General features: G+C 72.8%; 12 protein-coding genes. 4 read left to right on the forward strand and 8 right to left on the reverse strand.

All coding sequences use genetic code 11. The features are described from left to right. Window positions 1-8 precede the first annotated feature (8 nt). Together IPQ09_12030 and IPQ09_12035 are read left to right on the forward strand one after the other, a co-directional pair. On the forward strand, window positions 9-2,774 hold the full coding sequence (locus IPQ09_12030; GenBank protein MBL0194933.1) for a serine/threonine protein kinase: 2,766 nt from the start codon (window positions 9-11) through the stop codon (window positions 2,772-2,774). A 2-nt stretch (window positions 2,775-2,776) separates the two neighbouring features. Then, window positions 2,777-5,479, forward strand: coding sequence for a hypothetical protein (locus IPQ09_12035; protein MBL0194934.1), 2,703 nt, complete (start codon window positions 2,777-2,779; stop codon window positions 5,477-5,479). 4 nt (window positions 5,480-5,483) lie between these two features. Here the strand turns inward: IPQ09_12035 and IPQ09_12040 are convergent, their stop codons facing one another. Both IPQ09_12040 and IPQ09_12045 read right to left on the reverse strand, forming a co-directional pair. Further along, the gene (locus tag IPQ09_12040; protein ID MBL0194935.1) at window positions 5,484-6,872 is read right to left on the reverse strand and encodes a hypothetical protein; all 1,389 of its coding nucleotides are present in this window, start codon (window positions 6,870-6,872) and stop codon (window positions 5,484-5,486) included. A gap of 268 nt (window positions 6,873-7,140) precedes the next feature. Next, window positions 7,141-8,592 carry a Crp/Fnr family transcriptional regulator gene (locus IPQ09_12045; protein MBL0194936.1) on the reverse strand — a complete coding sequence of 484 codons (1,452 nt, stop codon included), beginning with the start codon at window positions 8,590-8,592 and terminating at the stop codon, window positions 7,141-7,143. A gap of 96 nt (window positions 8,593-8,688) precedes the next feature. Here IPQ09_12045 and IPQ09_12050 point away from each other — a divergent pair, with 96 nt between their 5' ends. Continuing rightward, entirely contained in the window at window positions 8,689-10,257 is a 1,569-nt protein-coding gene (locus IPQ09_12050; GenBank protein MBL0194937.1) for an FAD-binding protein, read from the forward strand. Here IPQ09_12050 and IPQ09_12055 read toward each other — a convergent pair whose 3' ends face one another. After that, entirely contained in the window at window positions 10,258-11,028 is a 771-nt protein-coding gene (locus IPQ09_12055) for an RNA methyltransferase (GenBank protein ID MBL0194938.1), read from the reverse strand. Next, on the reverse strand, window positions 11,025-11,519 hold the full coding sequence (locus tag IPQ09_12060; GenBank protein ID MBL0194939.1) for a macro domain-containing protein: 495 nt from the start codon (window positions 11,517-11,519) through the stop codon (window positions 11,025-11,027). Before IPQ09_12060 ends, IPQ09_12055 begins: the two co-directional genes overlap by 4 nt. Before the next feature lie 199 nt (window positions 11,520-11,718). Between IPQ09_12060 and IPQ09_12065 the strand changes: the two genes are divergently transcribed. Then, window positions 11,719-12,606, forward strand: a complete 888-nt coding sequence (locus IPQ09_12065; GenBank protein ID MBL0194940.1) for a hypothetical protein — start codon at window positions 11,719-11,721, stop codon at window positions 12,604-12,606. Between the two features lie 51 nt (window positions 12,607-12,657). On the opposite strand, the gene IPQ09_12070 is transcribed toward IPQ09_12065, so the two are convergent. The 4 genes from IPQ09_12070 to IPQ09_12085 all read right to left on the reverse strand — a co-directional run bounded on the left by IPQ09_12070 (window position 12,658) and on the right by IPQ09_12085 (window position 19,040). Next, window positions 12,658-13,776, reverse strand: a complete 1,119-nt coding sequence (locus tag IPQ09_12070; GenBank protein ID MBL0194941.1) for a hypothetical protein — start codon at window positions 13,774-13,776, stop codon at window positions 12,658-12,660. A 136-nt stretch (window positions 13,777-13,912) separates the two neighbouring features. After that, window positions 13,913-15,643 carry a hypothetical protein gene (locus tag IPQ09_12075; GenBank protein MBL0194942.1) on the reverse strand — a complete coding sequence of 577 codons (1,731 nt, stop codon included), beginning with the start codon at window positions 15,641-15,643 and terminating at the stop codon, window positions 13,913-13,915. A gap of 14 nt (window positions 15,644-15,657) precedes the next feature. Then, the gene (gene cphA / locus IPQ09_12080; protein ID MBL0194943.1) at window positions 15,658-18,492 is read right to left on the reverse strand and encodes a cyanophycin synthetase; all 2,835 of its coding nucleotides are present in this window, start codon (window positions 18,490-18,492) and stop codon (window positions 15,658-15,660) included. Window positions 18,493-18,566: 74 nt separating this feature from the next. Then, on the reverse strand, window positions 18,567-19,040 hold the full coding sequence (locus IPQ09_12085; GenBank protein ID MBL0194944.1) for a hypothetical protein: 474 nt from the start codon (window positions 19,038-19,040) through the stop codon (window positions 18,567-18,569). Between the last annotated feature and the right edge of the window lie 65 nt (window positions 19,041-19,105).

A 19,105-nucleotide genomic window follows, 5' to 3' on the forward strand; every position in this document is an offset into this window, starting at 1 on the left:
GCTGTTCCATGTCGGTGGACCCTCCCACGTTCGATCCCGAGGCGGCGGCGCGCGCGCGGGTCGGCTCGGCGCTCAACGCGAAGTGGACCCTCGACCACCTGCTTGGCGTGGGTGGCATGGCGAGCGTCTTCGCGGCCACGCATCGAAACGGCACCCGCGCCGCGGTCAAGATCCTCGCCGCCGATCTGCTGAACGACGTGTCCATTCGCGAGCGCTTCCTCCGCGAGGGGAAGATCGCCAACCGCGTCGAGCACCCGGCGCGCGTGGCGGTCGTCGACGACGACACGAGCGATCGGGGCGAGCCGTTCCTGGTGATGGAGCTGCTCCACGGCGAGACTCTCCACGACGCGCGGGTGGCGGCGGGTGGCACGCTCCCGCCCGAGCGCGCCCTCGAGATCTTCGACACCGTGCTCGACCTGCTCGCGCAGTGCCACGACGTCGGCGTGGTGCACCGTGACATCAAGCCGGCGAACATCTTCCTCTCCACCGACGGCGCCGTGAAGGTGCTCGACTTCGGCGTGGCCCGGCTGCGCGAGGGGCAGGCCAACACCGCCGACGCGACCCGAGCCGGCACCGCGATCGGTACGCCCTCGTACACGGCGCCCGAGCAAGCGCTCGGCCTCGTCGACCAGGTCGACGGGCGCTCCGACACCTGGTCGGTCGGCGCGTGCCTCTACACGGCGCTCACGGGGCACAAGCTGAACGACGCGCGCACCGAGGCGGAGTCTTTCGTGCTGGCCGCCACCCAGGCCGCGCCGTCGATCGCGAACGTCGCGCCCAACCTCCCGGTGGAGCTCGTCGCCTTCGTCGATCGCGCGCTCGCCTACGAGCGTGAGCGGCGCTTCCAAGACGCGCGCTCCATGCTCGGCGAGCTGCGCGGGCTCCTCGCGGCCCTGCGCGCGGGCCTCATGGGCGCCTCCGCCCCCGGCAAGGAAGCCCGGGGCATGAAGGTGCGCAGCAACGTCGTGGGGGCCGACGGAGAGGAGCTCTCCGAAGAGGGCAAGAAGGCCGTACGGGAACGTCTCACCCACATCTGGAAGCTCGTGGGGGTGTGCCTGTCGGACGTGCGCCAGTACGGGTGGAACCACCCGAACTCGGCGCGGAGCCTCCGCACGGGCTTCGAGCAGGCGGTCGACTCGCTGACCGCGTTCCCCAGCGACATCCTCTGGGACGTGGCGGTCGCCGGGTTCTTCTCCCACGGCGCGAGCATCTGGGCGCCAGACCGCATGCCGTTCGATCGCATCCCCTATCAGCTCTTCGGCGACGGCGTTCGACGCATCCAGCTACTCCCAGGCATCACCGAGGACGAGTTTCGCGATCTCGTGGCCATCTTCGTGCGCGAGGTGTCTGCGCTCACCTCCTCCGCGGAGGACGACTCGGTCACCGCGCTGTGGGACCGGCGCTTCGAGCACGTCGCGTACGTCGCGATCGACTCGTTCGCCTCCGGCGAGGGAGACGCGGACTCGATGGCCGACGCGATGGAGGTCACGCGGGAGCTCGCCCGGATGGCGGAGCTCGACCGCGACGAGCAGGACGACTCCCTCGCGAACCGCGCGGCGCAGCTCAACCTCGCCGCCCAGCTGAAGGCGAGCGGGGAGTCGGCGGCGGCGCTCTCGGTGGACCCCCTCACCCGGGCGACGCTCGGCGCTCAGATGAATCTGAGCGAGGACAAGTGGCGCGACCGCTTCGCGGACGCGTTCGCGGACGGCTACCTCCTCGCGAGGAACCGCGGCGACGCGCCAAAGCTCGACGACGCCCTCCGGGAGTGGACGGTAGACCAGCTCGCGCTCCACTCGCACGCCGCGGTGTTCGAGCTCTTCGAGGCACTGACGGGCGCGCTCGGCCAGCGGCGCCCCGATGAGCGCGAGGAGCTCGAGCAGGCGATCGCTCGCGTGATGCTGCCGTTCAGCACGCTCTCCGCGGTGTTCCAGGAGCTCGCCAAGCAATCACGCGACGAGAGCCTCGAGGTCGCGATCGACTCCTCGCTGATCGTCGGCGTCGCCAAGGCGCTCGACCTGCTCGGGAACGACTCGATGCTGCTCCCGTGCTGCTCATGCTATGATGGCGTCCGCTCCGAGCCGCTCCGAGCCGTCCTGCTCAAGTACATGAGGCGCTGGGTCAACGGAAACGAGGCGAAGCTCGGCGACCTCCTCGGGACGTGCGGGCCCGACCTCGGCGTGGCGATCCTCAAGCTCGTCGGCGCGGTGAACAGCGCTGCCGCGCTCGCGGCCCTCGACCGTGGCCTCACGAGCTCCCACCTCGCCGTGCGCCTCGAGGCGCTCATGCACATGGGCGACGAGAAGAAGGAGCAAGTGCGCGTCGAGGTGAAGGGCATGCTCGACAGCGACAAGGCCGAGGTGCGCCGCGAGACGCTGCGGCTCGTCGTGGGGCGTGGACTCGCGCTCGCCGGCCCGACGCTCGTGCTCCGCATCCAGGCTCCTACGTTTCACGACCTTCCGATCGAGGAGCGGCGCCTGTGGATGCGCTCCTTGTGGGAGCTGAACGCCGCTCGAGCAGACGCCGTGTGCTCGGAAGTGTTGATGAAATACCAGTTCGTGCCGACGGAGCGCGCGGAGGCGACCCGCGCCTTGGCGGCCGACATCCTGCGCGAATCGTCGTCCTCGGCGGAGGCCATCGAGGCGGCGACGTCGGCCGCCAAGAAGCGTTGGTGGAACTCCGACGCGGTGCGCGAGGCGGCCGAGCACGCGCTCGCGGCGATCGTGGCGCGTCGCTCGGGTGCCGCCACGGCGAGCGGGTCGCGGGGGGGCCCGTGACCATGGCGTCCGCTCCGAAGCCGGGCACCCCCAAGCGCACGGCTGCGCTCCGCGAGGCCTCGGCCGCGGTCGTCCAAGGCCTCTACCGCCTCGTGAAGGGCTGCCTTCTCCACACGAGCGCCAACAACGAGAGCGTGACGGCGTCGTCGAAGGCGCTCATCGAGTCGGTGCTCGAGTGCTGCCGGCACGCCTCGAGCGAAGACGTGACGGTGCTCTTCATGGGCGACGCCGTCTTCGTCAACGGGGCCATCCTCCGCACATCGCGTGAGGCGCACGCGATCGCGGTCGAGCTTGGCACGCTGCTCGCTTCCTGCAACGTGAAGGAGATCACGCTCGCGCGCGCGCTAGGCTCGGCGGACGTCGTCCTCCTCGGCGGGCGCCTGGCCGATGTCTGGCGCGACCGCTCTCTCGGCGCGCGCTTCCGTGAGGTGGCCATCCCGGGCGTCACCGTCTCGGAGGGCAAGTTCGAGGCGGGGGCCGTCGAAGAGCTGTCGCCGTCCGAGCGCGTGACGCGCACGTACGCGGCCGCCGTGATGACCGTGCGCTCGATGCTCGCCGAGGTCCAGCGCGGCGAGGATCGGCTGCCTCGCCGGGTGAAGCGCCTCGCCCAGAAGATCGTCGCGCACGCCGACGAGGACGGTCGACTCCTGGTCTCGCTCGCGTCGCAGGGCGGCCCGGCGGTCGACCCGTCCACCATCGCCGTCGGCACGGCGATCCTCACGGTGGCGATGGCGCGGCAGCTGACGACCGAGCGCGTGTTGCTCGCGAACGCCGCGATGGCCGCGCTTCTCTTGGACGCCGGCAAGGCCCGCCTCAGCGTCGGCATGGGGGGCGTGGCGCGCAAGCTGAACGACGACGAGCTCGACCTCGTGCCCGCCAGCTCGGTGGTCGTGGGCACCGCGATGGGCAAGCTCCACCCGCCCGCGCGACTGCGCGGCGCGCTCATGTTCGAGGCCTGGTGGCTCCGCCGCGCGCACCGGATGGGGCCGCTGTACGGTGGCCGTCGCACCGCCACCGTGCTGAGCCGAATCCTGTCGATCGCGCGGGCCTTCTGCGAGCTTCGCGCGGCGGGGCCCGAGGGGACGCTCAGCGTGGACGACGCGCTGCAGGTGCTGATGAACCGCGCGACCGAAGCCACCGAGAGCGCATTCGTGCGCCTCTTGGTCGGCGCGCTCGGGGTCTATCCGGCGGGCACCATGGTGGAGCTCAGCACCGGCGAGCTCGCGGTCGTCATGGCGACGCCGGAGCTGCCGATGAACTTCGCGCGGCCGCCCGTGAAGATCATGTACGACCGCGACGCGAAGCTCCTCGCGGAGCCGTTCGACGTCGACCTCGGGGTGCCGGCTGCCGGGGGCACGAAGTTCATCCTGCGCGCCGTGCACGCCGACGACCAACAGCTGCGCGCGATGCGCTCGTTCGTCGTCGCAGCGACCGCGGCGACCCGCCGCGCGGCTGTTCGCGATCCGCTCCGTGAGGCGCCCCCACCCACAGGGCGTCCACAGGAGGCGCAGGCCCCGCGGAGCCGGCCCTCGCCGACGAGCCCGAGCGCGGCCGCTTACGCGCGCCCCGAGGCGAGCGGCGTGCACGCCAGCGGCGTCCGCCGCCCCTCGGTCGAGCTGCCGCGCACCGACGTAAGCGAGCAGCGCCTGAGCGTGCCGCCCGCGAGCACGCCCGCCAGCGCGCCGCCCTCGAGCGCACCGCGTGTGAGCGGACCGCCACCTGTGAGCGGACCGCCCGTGAGCGCGCCACCGGTGAGCGCGCCACGCGTGAGCGCACCGGTGAGCGCGCCCGCGGACTCAGCGCCACGCCGCCTGTCGCGCGATCGGATCCCGCGCATCGAAGACCCTCGCAGCGAGCCGGAGCGCCCGCCCCTTGCGCGCCTCTCCGTAGCCACGGTGACGTCGCCCCGCGATCCCCGCCTCGATCCTCGCCTCGAGCCCGACGAGGCGCCGCCGCGCTCGGTGCCCGCCGTGCGCCGCGAGACCCCACCGCCGCTCTCCCGAAACGAGCCCGCGATCTCCGCGGGCGCCGCCGAGGTGCTCGCTCGTGGGGGCACGCCCGCGCCGCGCAGCGTGAAGCCGTCCCGCATCGACGAAGCGCTGGCCCGCGCGAGCGGCAAGCAGCCCGGCTCGGAGCGCCTACCTCTCCGCGACGAGCCTCGTGGCGAGAGCGTGCGGCTCGACGTTCGCAACGAGCCGACGCCCGCGCCCGCGCCCGCGCCCGCGCCGCGAGCGGCGCCCGCGCCGCGAGCGGCGCCCGTGCAGCAGGACCGCACAAACCAGGTGAGCTGGCAGGAGTACGCCGAGCGACTCACCAAGCCCGCGGCGCCGGAGCCCACGCCGCCGCCGGCCTCTGTGCGTCCGATCGCGGAGCCCACGCCGCCGCCACAGTCGTACGGCATCGCGAAGGCGGCCGTCGCCAAGCGGCCGGTGATCTCGCGCACCGACTCGACCGTGCCGCCGCCACCGTCGGTCGAGATCGTCAACGCGCCGCGCGCACCGTCACCTCCCGCGGCGGCGCCTGTCCCCGCGCAGCCCACCCGCGCCGGTGGGGAGCGCACGAGCCAGGTCAATTGGGAGCAGTACACCGACCGCCTGGCGAAGGCCGCGCGCAGCCCCGAGGACGTGGCCCGCGAGCAGCGTGACGCCCTGCTCGCCGCCTTCCTCGAGGAGTCGCAAGGTCAGGACAAGAAAGACAAAAAGTAGCGATTCAGGCGGTCGACCTGCGCCGCCTTCGTCGCCGTCGGCGCGGCGCCTCGGCCCCGTCGGACTGCGTGGATGCGGGAGAGAGTGAGGGCGAGAGAGAGGGAGCTAGGGCGCGCGTGGGGGCTGCCGTGGGTTCGCTCGTGGGCGCCGCCAACGCGGGGCTCGGGGGGCTCGGTCGGCGCGCGAGCACGATCACCTCCGGCCCTGGGGGACGGCGAGGTCGGCCGTGCCGGACGTCGACGGGGGCGCGCGGCGGAGCGTCGGCCCCGGCCCCTCTCTCCGGGGCGCGCTCGCGGCTCGGGACCGGCGCGGGTCGCCTCCCCTGCTTGGGCGCGTGGCCCCCGCGAGACTGGCCGCCCTGACGGGCCTGGCTGGCCTGGCTGGTCTGGCTGGCCTGGCTGGTCTGGCTGGCCTGGCTGGTCTGGCTGGCCTGGCTGGCCTGGCTGGCCTGGCTGGTCTGGCCATCCCGGTGGTTTGGCTGACTCGCGTAGCCGTCGTGACTCGCGGGGCCGTGACTCGCCTGGCGCGGAGGCGACCTCGAAGGGCCGCCCGCGCCCGGCGCTCGCGGCGCCGGGCGGCCGAGCGCCGAAGTGCGTGGACTCCCCGGCGGCGCCGGTCGCGGCGCAAACGCGGGGCGCTCCGGCCATCGCGCGCCTCGCCCTGTGGGCAAGAAGTCAGGGGTGAGCTCGCGCCGGAGGTAAGCTCGCCAGATCTCGTCGACGTCGCTGTGCCGCGCGCGGAGGCTCGAATCGACGGCGGCGAAGTGGTCGAGGATGTTCCGCGCGTCGCGGCGAAAGAACGCCTCCGAGCGGCTGTTGTGGGACGCCGACACGATCTGGGGGAAGTCGATCACGGTCGGCCCCTGGCCGCTCCACAGCACGTTGTACGGCGAGAGATCGCCATGGATGAGGTCGCAGCAGAGGATCTTCACGAGCTGCGCGAGCATGTCGTGGTAGCCCGCGCGGGCCTGCGCGGCGTCGAGGTCGATGTCGACGAGGCGAGGCGCCGGCGCGCCCGCGCGGTCGAGCACGAGCTCCATCAGCAGCACGCCCTCGATGAACATCACCGGGGTGGGCACGCGCACGCCCGCCGCGTGGAGCTTGTAGAGCGCGTCGACCTCGGCGGTCTTCCAGGCGTCCTCCGCGGCCGCCCTCCCAAACTTCGAGCCACGCTCCATGGCGCGCTGCGAGCGCGTGTTGCGAACGGCGCGCCCTTCTTTGTAGTCCGCGTTGTTCTTGAAGCTGCGGTGCGCCGCGTCCTTGTAGACCTTCGCCGCGACGACCCGGCCGCCGAAGCGCACGAGGTACACGTCGGCCTCTTTGCCGCTCTTGAGTCGCGACAAGACCTCGGCGACGAGGCCCTCCTCTACCAGGTGCTCGAGGCCGTGTGTCATGCAGGTCCAGTGGTTGGCGCCAAGTTCCGCCGTCCCTTCGCGTGAGCGCGCGGCGTCGGCCGAGCATATCAGAGCTGCCGGTGCTCGTGCGGGCGCCCGCGCGCCGTTCGTGTTCGGCGTCGCCGACGCACGACTCGCGGGCCCGCGCCGTGTGTGCGACCAGGGGCGGGCCGAATGTTGTGTTGTTTTAGGTGGTTACGATCGAGGCTGGGTGGTGCGGCGGTCCTCTCGCCGCACCGCCGCGCCGGGCGGCGCGCGTGAAGGACCGCTAGCCGAGGCGCTCGAGGACGGCGATGACGTTCTCGGCGCTCCGCTCGCACAGGCGCTGCAGCCGAGCGCCCTCGAAGAAGGCGATGGTGCTCCCGGGCAGCGCGATCGCCGTCACCGCGGGCGCCATCTGGTGGATGGCGTCGCGGACGCCGTAGAACGAGTCGGCCTCCACGACCGCGAGGGGCGCGGTCTTGCCCTCCTCGAACAGCGCGATGCCGCCTCGCGCGACGAGGCAGGCCACCTTGGGCACCTCGCCCGCGGCGGAGAGCGTGACCTCGCCCTCGAACGACTCGATGCGCTGGAGGCACGAGAGGATGTCGTCGCGCACGAGCACGTCGAGCTGCCCCATGGTCTCGTGCATCGAGAAGAACGAGTCGATGCGGTGCAGCTGCTTGGTCTCCGCGATGCGCTGCGCGAACCCGGGGTCGGCCGCCATGAGCTCGCGCATGACGGGCGCTGGGCACACCCACACCTCGCTCACGCGCTCGGCGCGGAGGGTGGCGGTGCAGCGCGGGTCCACGGCTGCGAGCACGCTCGACTCGCCGAGCAGCCAACCCGGGAAGCAGCACCGCACGAGCCACGAGCCGCCGGAGGGCTTCTCGAGCCACACCCCGACGAGGCCGCTCTTCACGACGAAGACGCTCTCCGAGGGATCGCCCTCGACGACCAGGCTCTCGCCGGGCGCGAGCGTGCGGGACGTCACAGCTTGCGCGAGGCGGTCGCGGAGCGTCGCGCCGAGCTCGCGGAAGCTGCGCGTGTCGAAGATGGCGGCGATGGGCGTGAGCCGCGCGCGGCTCTGCTCGAGCAGCGTGTGCACGGCCGAGCCGGTGAAGGCGTCGGGCCCGTCGAGGGCGAGCGCGAGGGCCGCGGCCTTCTCGAGGGCGTTCAGGTCGAAGCGATCGGCGAACTCGCGCGCCGCCGCCTCGAGGTACCCCCGCGCGAGGCCGAGCTCACCGAGCTTCACCTCGAGCTCCGCCATCGTGAGGAGCGTGCCTCCGCGCTGATCGTGATCCGCGAGCATGCGCGGCAAGAGCTCGCGAGCCTCTTGGAGGGAGGCCGCGTCGCCCCGCCCGAGCGCCGCGGCGACCCGCACCTCGACCGGCTGCTCGAGATCCTCGAGGAGGTCGAGGCCGACGTCCTCCTCGGCCCCCAGCTCCGCGCCGAAGCCCGCCATCGCGTCGGGCTCGCCGGCTCCTTCGGCTGCCGCGTCGGAGCGTCGCACCGCTCCGATGACGTCGTCGCCGTCGAGCGCCGGCGACATGCCTCCCGCGTCGTCGACGGTGAGGTCCGCGACGTGGAGATCACCGGAGGGCGCGGCGAGCACGACGCTGACGGTCCACGCGTCGCCTGCCACGCGCCTCACGCGTCGCACGTCGCGTACGTCGAGCAAGCGGCCGAACTCCGCGCGGAGGGACTCGGCCACCAGCTTCCATACCTGTTCCCGGCGCACCCTCGGAGAGTAGACCCCTCGCCCCGCGCCGCACAGAAAACGGCAGAACGTCGCGCGCGCGCCGCGGGGCGCCCGGTGGTGCTACAGGTCTGACCCATGAGATCGGGTGCTCCTCGCTTGGTCGACATCGTGCTCGCCCCGCGCTCGGCGCACGACGACGCGAGCGTGAAGCTCGCCGCCGAGCGAGCCGCGGGGTGGGCGCCCGGCTCGGCGGTCTCGGCCGTCGTCGTGCGGCGCTCGATCGACGGGCGCGCGAGGCCTCCGCGAGTGAACCTCCGTGTCGAGCTGCGCGGCCCCGACGACCTCGCCGGCCCCAGGGAGGCTGAGCGCGCCCCCTCGGTGGAGCTCCCCGACGTCACCGGCCGGCCCGAGGTGGTCATCGTCGGGTGCGGCCCGGCGGGGCTCTTCGCGGCGCTCCGGTCCATCGAGCTCGGGCTCCGGCCCTTGGTGCTCGAGCGCGGTCGCGACGTGCGCGCGCGCCGCCGCGATCTCGCCGCGATCACCCAGCAGCACGTGGTCGATCCCGACAGCAACTACTGCTTCGGAGAGGGCGGCGCCGGCACCTACAGCGACGGCAAGCTCTACACGCGCAGCAAGAAGCGCGGCGACGTGCTCGCGGTGCTCCGCACGCTCGTGGCCTTCGGTGCCAGCCCCGACATCCTGGTCGACGCGCACCCGCACATCGGGACGAACAAGCTCCCGGGGGTCGTCACCGCCATGCGCGAGGCGATCGTAGGGGCCGGCGGCGAGGTCCGCTTCGGCGCGCGCGTGACCGACGTGCTCCTCCAGGCCGGCGCGGTCTCCGGCGTCGAGCTCGCGAGTGGCGAGCGCATCCCCACGACGCGCCTCGTGCTGGCCACGGGGCACTCCGCGCGGGACGTGTTCGACCTCCTGGTCGCCAAGGGCATACGTGTAGAATACAAGCCATTCGCGCTCGGTGTGCGCGTCGAGCACCCCCAGGCGCTCATCGACGGCCTGCGCTACCACGCGACCCCCCGCGATCCAGCGCTGCCGCCGGCGAGCTACTCGGTGGTCGAGCAGATCGAGGGGCTCGGGGTGTACTCGTTCTGCATGTGCCCGGGCGGCGTCATCGCCCCGTGCGCCACGGCGCCGGGCGAGATCGTGACCAACGGGTGGAGCCCGAGCAAGCGCAACAATCCCTACGCCAATAGTGGAATTGTTGTGGAAATACGAGGAGATAGTGCTGGCGATCCGCTCGCTGGCGTCGCGTACCAGCGCGCCGTCGAGCGCGCCGCGTGGGTGGCGGGGGGTCGCACCCAGGCCGCGCCGGCGCAGCGGCTCGTCGACTTCGTCGAGGGCAGGCTCTCGACCACGCTGCCTGGGTGCAGCTACTTGCCGGGAGTGGTGAGCGCGCGAGTGGACGAGGTGCTCCCCGCCGACGTGGCGCGTCGGCTGAAGCTCGGGTTCCGCGCGTTCGGGCAGAAGCTGCGCGGCTACCTCACGCGCGAGGCCGTGGTGGTCGCGGTCGAGTCGCGCACGTCGTCGCCCGTGCGCATCCCCCGCTGCCCCGAGCGCCTCGAGCACCCCGAGGTGCGCGGTCTCTTCCCGTGCGGAGAGGGCGCGGGGTACGCGGGCGGCATCGTGTCGGCGGCGATGGATGGCGCGCGCTGCGCCGAGCGCTGCGCGGCGCTCTACCCGGCCTGACTATCCGGCCTGACTCTGCCGCGCGAACTCGGTGCACAGCGCGGCGGCCGCCATGGCGACGTTGAGCGACTCGGCCTCGCCGATCCGCGGAATCGAAATGACCGTCGCGTCGGCGAGGGTCGAGCTCGCGGTGTCGGAGTGCCCGTGCGACTCGCTGCCGAGCACGAGCACCGCGGGGCGCTGAAGCTTCGCCTCGAACACCGGCGTCCCGCCCATGTCGGCGAGGTACACATGGGCCCCGGCCTGGGCGCAGGCGGCGAGCTCGGTCGCGAGGTTCGCGTAGCGCACCTCCACGCGAAAGAGCGAGCCCATGGTGGACTGAACACACTTGGGGTTCAGCACCTCCATCGAGTCGTGACTGCAGATGACGCGCTTCACGCCGAACCAGTCGGCGATGCGGAGGAGGCCACCCATGTTGCGCGGGTCGCGGACGCCGTCGAGCGCGAGCATGAGCTCGTTCGGCTCCGGGGCGCGGAACGGCGGCGCCTCGGGCGAGTGCGTGATCGCGATGAGCTCGTTGCCCTTCTCGAAGGTGCCGATCTTGTCGAGCTCGTGGGAGGCGAGGATCTGCACCGGGATCTTGCGCTCGGCCGCGAGCGGGCGCACCCACGCGGCGGTCTCCTCGGTGGCGAGCAGCGTCTCGACGCGGAACGAGGAGCCGAGCACCTCGGCGACGACCTTGCGACCCTGCACGAGGAAGCGACGCGACTCGCCGCGGAACTTCTTCTGCTGGAGCGCGCGGAGGCGCTTCAGCTCGGCCTGGCTTATCACGGGAGCTCCGTCGCCGGCGGCGCGTCGGCGGAGGCAGGCTTCGCGCGCACGAACTTCTCGAACACCACGAGCTCGACGCGGCTGTGCTCGCTCACCTTCGTGAGCACGCTCTTCACACGCAGCCACTCGAGGCCACCGAGGCCGGTGCCGACGCGTGGCAGGCCGATGCGGAGGACCCCGGCGTTTGTCGCGAGCTCCACGACGCGGGTCATCGCCCGGCTGAGCGCGGCGAGCTTCGCCTTGGCCTTCCAGTGCTCTTGGAGGGCGAGCGTGTACACCGTCGTCTCGCCGTCGACGAACGCGAACACGTCGCCGAGGTGAAACCGCCCGTCGGCGCAGCGCGCGGCGTACTCGGTCTCCAGGCGCGGCCACCGTTTCTTGAAGGCCACGGCGATGCCGGCGTCCATGTGCCCCGACGACGTGGCGCCGAAGGCGTACGCGTTCAGGTCTTTTTCCGCGAAGAGGTCGCCCTGCGTGAAGATCGTCGGCACGCGCGGACTCTAGCAGGAAGCGTGCGGCAGGGGCGCCCGCGCGGTCGAGCCATCGTGGCCTCGCCGGCGGTGGCTCCTACGAGGCGCGTCGTCCGCCGCCCCGTGGTAGAGATCGGCGCGTGCACACCCCGATCCCCCCACGGCAGCCGCGCTGGGACTCGACCCGCGAGACCCACGGGCTCGACTCCGCGTGCGCCGCGTGTCTGAGCTCACCCTCGCTCCCGAGCCGCTCCGAATGACCGACGACCCCCGGGGCGCGGCGGCGCCCGAAGAAGAACCCGACGCCGACGAGCCGGAGGAGCCCGCCTCGGAGCGCGAGCCCGAGCGCGTGGCGCCGGCCGCGTCGGAGCCCGTCCGCTTCAGCCTCACCACCATGCTCGGCATCGCGATGCTCGTGGGGGCCGGCTCGTTCGCCGCCGGTCGCTCTTTTGCGCCCGCGGCCCCGCTCCCGCCCATCGCGGAGAGCCCGCCGCAGCAGCCGCAGCCGCCGTCGGGCGGGCTCATGGGCCCGTCCGGGCCGCCTGGCGGTCCCGGAATGGGGGGCATGGGGTCTGAAGGCCTCCCGCCGGGGCACCCGCCCACCGGCGCCGGCGATCCGGCCAGTATGGGCATGGGCATGGGCCCGGGCGCGGTCGGTGACGTCGCGCCGAGCGCGCTGTCGTGGAAGGCGCCCGCGCGCTGGCAGCAGGTCCCGAACGCGAGCACCATGCGGCTCGCCACGTACCGGGTGCCGCGCGCCCCGGGCGACACCGAGGACGCGGAGCTCACCATCATGCAGGCGGGCGGCTCGGTGGAGGCCAACGCCCAGCGCTGGATTGGGCAGTTCGGGCCCGAGGGCGCGAAGACCGCGAAGCAGTCCACCCGCACCGTGGGCACGCTCGCGGTCGCCATCGTCGAGGTCGAGGGGAAGTTCGCCGGCGGCATGGGGCGCGAGGGGCGGGAAGACGAGCGCTGGGCGATGCTCGGTGCGATCATCCAAACGACCGGAATGCCTCACTTTTTCAAGCTCACGGGGCCCGTGAAGAGCGTAAAAAGTGCGCGCGCCGAGTTCGACGCGCTCGTCGCGAGCGTCTCGCTCAAGAAGTAGCCGCGGCCTCGTCGCGGGCCCGCGAGCGTGCGGCCCGCGAGCGCGGACGTGTCAGTTGGCGGCGAAGAACTGCCAGATGGCGGCCGGAGCGCCGCTCCACCCCGTGTGGCCGAGGCCGGGGATCGAGCAGTACACGAGGCGCTTGGTGCCGCCGTTCTGGCGGCGACAGGGCGAGGGCGTGGTGGCCGTGTCGCCGGCGGTGGAGCCGTTCGCGAGGCGCCAATACGCGAGGCTCTTCAGGCCCTCGGCCGGCACGACCGCCGTGTCGGCCTGGCCGTGGACGATGAGCGCGGCCATGGGACCCGTGAGCTTGAGCGAGCCGGTCGCCGGGTCGAAATCGCTCGCGCCGTTTCCGAACGGCCCTCCGCCGGACTGAGGCGCGATCGCGCGGATCGCGCTGTTTCGCCAGCGCGCGAGCTGGTTCGTGAAGTACGCGCCGCCGCTCGAACCGTGCACGTAGACCCGGGCCGCGTCGATGCAATACGTCCGCTTGATGGCGGCGGTCATCGCGTCGAAGAAGGCGACGTCGGGGTTCGCCGCCGGCGGGCTGTTGAACTGGTCGAACGAGTGGCCGCGGTGGTTGTTCGTGCCGTTCGGCCACGCGAAGATCGCGTTGGCGCCCGCCTGGGCCTCGATGGGGAACGAGGAGCGGTACCCGGCGCCGTTGCCGCCGTCACCGTGGAAGCCGACCACGAGCGGGTAGCGCCGGGTGCTCACGTAGCCGGTCGGCACGGTGAGCGAGTAGGTGCGCGCGACGCCGCCGACCGTGACCGACACCGAGGTGATGAAGCCCTTCGCCGGGTTGGCCGTGCCGCAGTTGACCACGGGCGGGCCTGAGTCGACCACGCCGCTGTCGACGGGCGGAGGCGGGGGTGGAGGCGGAGAGGCGTCGTCTTCGGGCGGCCCCGCGTCTTCCGCGACCTCGGCGTCGGGGGTCTCGCCGTCGGGGGCCTCGGCGTCGGTGGCGGTGCTGGCGTCCAAAAAAGCGCGTGCGTCCGGGCGGGCGGAGGCGTCGGAGGTGGGCGTGCCGGGCGTGCCCGTGCCCGCGGGCGTGGCGCCGGGGGTCTCGGGCGTGCCCTCGCCCTCCGTGGCGGTCTCGCCGGCGGCGCCGCACGCGACCACGAACGCGGAGGCCAAGAGCAGGAGCGAGACCGAGCGGGGCATCTTCACGGGCGAGACTCCAGGCGAAGGGCGCGAGCCGAGTGAGCGCGAGAGCGCGAAACGCGAGCGAGAGCCCCCCCGAACGACCGTTTAGGGATAGCTGAAGCCGCTGGCCCGCACCACCCCGATCGCCGTGAGTCGCGCGTCACGTAGGGCGTGAGGTCGCGAGGTACGCCTGCACGGCCTCGGTCTCCACGTGGATCAGCAGCGCCACGAGATCGCCTGGGCCAGACGTGGCGATGGCGCGGTCGAGCGCGTCGACCTCGCCCTCGGCGAGCGCGATCGAGCCCTCGTCGAGCCCGGCCTCGACCAACGCGCGGCGGAGCAGCCCCGGCACCTCGCCCGGCGCGCGCCCGCGCAGGTACCCGGCGATCTCGCGAAGGAACACTCGCGTCGCGCCGCCCTCGACGACGGCCCGCGCGATGCCCTCCACGTCGGCGTCGCGGCGGTCGCCCGCGCTGCCCGTGATCACCGTGAGCGTGTGGCCGCCGCGCTCCGCGAGCAGCGCGCGCGCCAGCGACATCACGGCGCGCACCCCCTCGGGGTTGTGGCCGAAGTCGAGCAGCACCCGGACGCCGCCGCGCTCGAGCACTTGGCCGCGCCCCGGGTTGTCCTCGTTTCGGAAGGTCGCGAGGCCCGCGCGGATCGCGTCGTCGGGCAGCCCGAGGCCCACCGCCGCGGCCACGGCGCCCAGCGCGTTCTCGACGTTGTACCGGGCGGCTCCGCCGAAGGTGATGGGCAGGTCGTTGATGTAACCAAAGGTGCGAGCGGGACCGGAGGGTTCGTGCAGGACGACGAGGCCACCCTCGGCCACCACGCTCGCGCCGCCCTCCGCGCGGTGACGTGCGAGCGCCTCGCGGGTGGCCGCCATGCCCTCGAGGCGTGGCCCGTCGAGATCGGCGAAGAGCACCACGCGCGCGCGCAGGCCTTCGGCGAACGCGACGAGGTTCGGATCGTGCGCGTTCAGCGCGGCGGTGCCCGACGCGGGGACGATCTCGGCGACCACGCCCTTCACGCGGGTCATGGCGTTCACGTCGTCGATGCCATAGCTGCCGACGTGGTCGGCGCCCACGTTGGTGAGGAGCGCGGCGTCGCAAGAGTCGACCGCGAGCCCGCGACGCAGGATGCCCCCGCGCGCGGTCTCGAGCACGGCGAGCTCCACCGAGGGATCCCGGAGCACGAGGCGCGCGGCGGCGGGGCCCGTCCAGTCGCCCTCCTCGACCGTGCGTCCGCCCACGAGGACTCCGTCGCTCGACGTGGAGCCCACGGCAAAACCCGCCTGGGTCGCCAGGTGCGCCAGCAAACGCGACGAGGTGGTCTTGCCGTTGGTGCCGGTCACGAGCGCGACGGGGATGGTGCCGAGCCTCCGCCAAGGGACCTCGCTCGGGGCCGGGATGGCGTCGTTCGCGTACGAGACCGAGCGGCAGCCGAGGCCGACGCTCGTGAGCTCGTCGTCCCACAGCACCGGGAGCCCTCGGCGCTCGGCCTCCTCGAGGAGCGCCGCGCGCGCGGGGTTCCGCTCTCTCTCGAGCGCCGCCGTGATCTCGTCGCGCTTGTCGTCCACCGAGAGGGGCTCGTCGCCCCGCGCGCGCGCGCACGCGCTCTCGGCGGCCCACTCGCTCATGTCGGCGCACGCCAGCATCTCGTCGATCGGCGCGGGGTACCCGAACACGCACCCGCCGCGGTGCTCGCGCGTCACGACGTCGACCTCGGGGGCGAGCCCCACGGCGGCGCGGAGGCGCCCGAGCTCTTCGAGGTAGAGCGCGAGGGCCCGCGCGGCGGTCTCGCCCGCGTCGAGCGCGAGCTCCACGAGCACGAGCGGCACCCCGGCGAGGTGGCTCGGGCCTGTGAGCCGGCGTGCGTCGACGAGCAGCATGGGCGCGGGCGGGCTCAGTCGTCCTGCTCGCGCGCGAGTCGGACGCCGCGCTCGTCTTCGATCACGGTGAGGCCGTCAGCGCCGAGAGTGGCTGCGTCGGGCACCTCGGTCGCGTCGGTCGCGTAGAGGCCTCCCTTCACGCCGCCGTCGGTCGTGGAGGCGGGCGCCGCGGGGGCCGGCGAGGCCACGCGCTCCAGCCACTCGGGCTTGAAGTAGATGACCTGCTTCCACGTTCGCGAGATGTTGTCGGCGAAGAGCAGCACGAGATCGCCGGGCTTGGCCGCGCGGAGGGCCGCCTCGGTGGCCTCACGCTCGTCGATCACGATCTCGACCTGCTCCTTGGGGAAGCCCGCGAGCGCGAGCTCCTCGGCGAGCAGCTGCGGCACCTCCTGCGGTCCGCGCCCTCGGGCGTCGTCGTCGCGTCGGAGGATGATGAAGTCGAACGCCTCGGCGGCGATGCGCGCGATCGCGCGGATGTCCTCGTCGCGCCGGTCGCCGGGCGCCGAGAGCACGCAGATGCGGCGCCCGCTGCAGTCGAGCCGCCGCACGAGGTCGGTCATCGCGGAGATCGCGGCGGGGTTGTGGCCGTAGTCGAGGATGACCTTGAAGGGCAGCTTGTCGAAGAGGTTCGTGCGGCCAGGCACCTGGAAATACGAGGTGTCGAAGGTGCGCAGCCCCTGGCGGATGTTCTCGACCTTCACGCCCATCGCGTAGGCCATCACGGCCGCGAACATGGCGTTCTGCACGTTGTGGAGCGCCTTGCCCTCGATGGTGGCGGGGATGAGGTGGGTCCACAAGAGCGGCAGGTGCGAGCCCTTGTCGTAGAGGGTGATCATCTGCCCGTTGATGCCGTCTTCGAGCACCGCCGCGAGCCCGCCGGCGCGCAGGTGCTTCTTCACGAGCTCGTGCCGCGGGTTCATGGTCACGTACGCGATGCGGGCCGCGCGCGTGTGGTCGGCCATGCGCAGGCAGTGGAGGTCGTCCGCGTTGACGACGGCGCAGTCGCGCGCCACCTCGACGACGATGCGCTTCACCTCGGCGAGCTGCTCGAGGGTCTCGACGCCGCGGCTCCCGAGGTGGTCGGCCGTGACGTTGAGCACCGCGCCCACGTTGCAGCTCCGGTACCCCATTCCGGCGCGCAGCAGGCCGCCGCGGGCCGTCTCGAGCACCGCGAGATCCACGGCAGGATCGCGCAGCACCATCTGCGCCGACTGGGGGCCGGTCATGTCGCCGGCGACCGTGCGCACGCCGTCGATGTAGACGCCGTCGGTGGTGGAGAGCCCCACCGTGTGGCCGTTCATCTTCTGGATGTGCGCGAGCATGCGCGCGGTGGTGGTCTTGCCGTTCGTGCCGGTGACCGCGGCGATGGGGATCTTCGCCTCCGACCCCTTGGGGAAGAGCATGTCGATCACGGGGCCCGCCACGTCGCGCGGCTTCCCCTCGGTGGGCGCCACGTGCATGCGGAACCCGGGCGCCGCGTTCACCTCGCAGATGCCGCCGCCGACCTCGCGGTAGCTCTCGGATATGTCTGCTGTAATGAAATCGACGCCGCACACGTCGAGGCCGATCGCGTTCGCCGCGCGCACGGCCATCTCGCGGTTGTCCGGGTGCACCACGTCGGTCAGATCGATCGCGGTCCCGCCGGTGGAGAGGTTCCCCGTGCCGCGCAAAAAGAGCACCTCGCCCGCCGGCAGCACGGTGTCGGGGGTGACGCCCCGCGCGGCCATGAGGCGCTCGGCCTGGCCGTCGAGCTCGAGGCGCGTGAGCACCTTCTCGTGGCCTATCCCGCGTCGTGGATCCGCGTTCACGAGGTCCACGAGCTGGGCCACCGTGTGATCGCCGTCGCCCACCACGTGCCCGGGGACGCGCTTCGCCACCGCGACGAGCTCGCCGCCCACGACGAGCATGCGGTGGTCGAACCCGCCGAGGAAGTTCTCGACCACGACGCTGCGTGAGTGCTCGCGCGCCTTCTCGAAGGCGGCGCGGACCTCGTCGCCCGTGCGAAGGTCGAGCGTCACGCCGCGCCCGTGGTTCGCGTCGAGCGGCTTCACCACCACCGGGTACCCGAGGCGCGACGCCGCCGCGGCCGCCGCCTCCGCCGAGCGCACCACGCGCTGGCGCGGCACGGGCAGGCCGAGATCGCCGAGGATGCGGTTGGTCTCCTCCTTGTCGGACGCGATGGAGACCGCGATGTGGCGGGTCTCCGAGGTGACCGTGGCCTGGATGCGCTTCTGGTGCTTGCCGTGGCCGAACTGGATGAGGCTCTGCTCGTTCAGGCGGAGCCAGGGGATGTCGCGCGCCTCGGCGGCGCGCACGAGCGCCCCCGTCGAGGGGCCGAGCTGGCGCCGCTGCGCGAAATCGATGAGCTCGACGAGCTCGGCCGCGAAGTCGAACGGCGCCTCGCCCTCCTTGGGCGCGCTCGCGCGGAGGTCTCGCGGGAGCAGGTGCTCGAGCAGGCGCAGCGCGAGGTTGCCCGCCGCCTCGCCGACCCGCTCCTCCTCGTACTCGTACACGACGTGGTAGCGGCCCGGGGCGCCCTCGCCGCGGGTCTTGCCGAACACGACCTTCGCCCCGGTGAGCTGCTGGAGCTCGATGGCGACGTGCTCGAGCACGTGGCCGAGCCAGGTGCCGCCGTCCTCTTCGAGCCTGCGCACGAAGCCGCCCGCGTCGTCGTACGAGCACGTGTGCGCACGCAGAGACGGGATGGCCGCGAGCAGCGCCTCGTTGAACCCGGGGAGCTTCGCGCTCGGCCAAGCCTCGAGCGCGCCGAGGTCGACGGTGAGCCGGATGACGGGGAAGTGCGCGTACAGGCTGGGTCCGCGGTAGACGCGGCGCTCGAGGAGTTCCATCGCGCCCCAGGGTATAGCGGGTTTGTCCTGGCGGAGCGCGCGAAGCGGCGCGGCCTACCCCGTGCCGGCGGCGCTCACCGGCACGACACCACCCACCGGCCCTCGTGGCGCACGAGCGACAGATCTCCCTGCTTCGTGAGGCCCTTCACCGACATCGGGCCGACCTTCACGGCGACGGTCTTGCCGAAGATGTCGGTCTCGGTGCGCCCCTCTTTGGCTTCGAGCGAGCCCTTCACCGTGTAGCGCACGGTGGCCGCGTCTCCGCTCCCGTCGCCCTCGCGCGTCGTGGTGATCTCCGTCACGGTCATGCGCGCGCCCATCATCTTCACCGCGTCGACCGAGCCCACGCCGGTGGTCGCGCACCGCGGGAGCACCAGCGGGCGCACCTTGGACAGATCGCCCTGCGCGCCGAGCTCGAGGTAGCGCTTCGCGACGACCTCCGGCGCCTCCCCGCGCGCGGCGCACGAGGCGAGCAGCGGCGTGGCGGCCAGCGTGGCGACGAGCGTGGCGACGACCCGTACGGCGAGGCGCGTGGTGATGGGATGCACGCGTCCAGGATAGCGCAGCCCGCTCCCCTCGAGGCGGCCGCGGTCGGGTCGTGTACGCTCGCGAC

Source organism: Myxococcales bacterium, assembly GCA_016720545.1.
GTDB lineage: Bacteria > Myxococcota_A > Polyangia > Polyangiales > Polyangiaceae > JAAFHV01.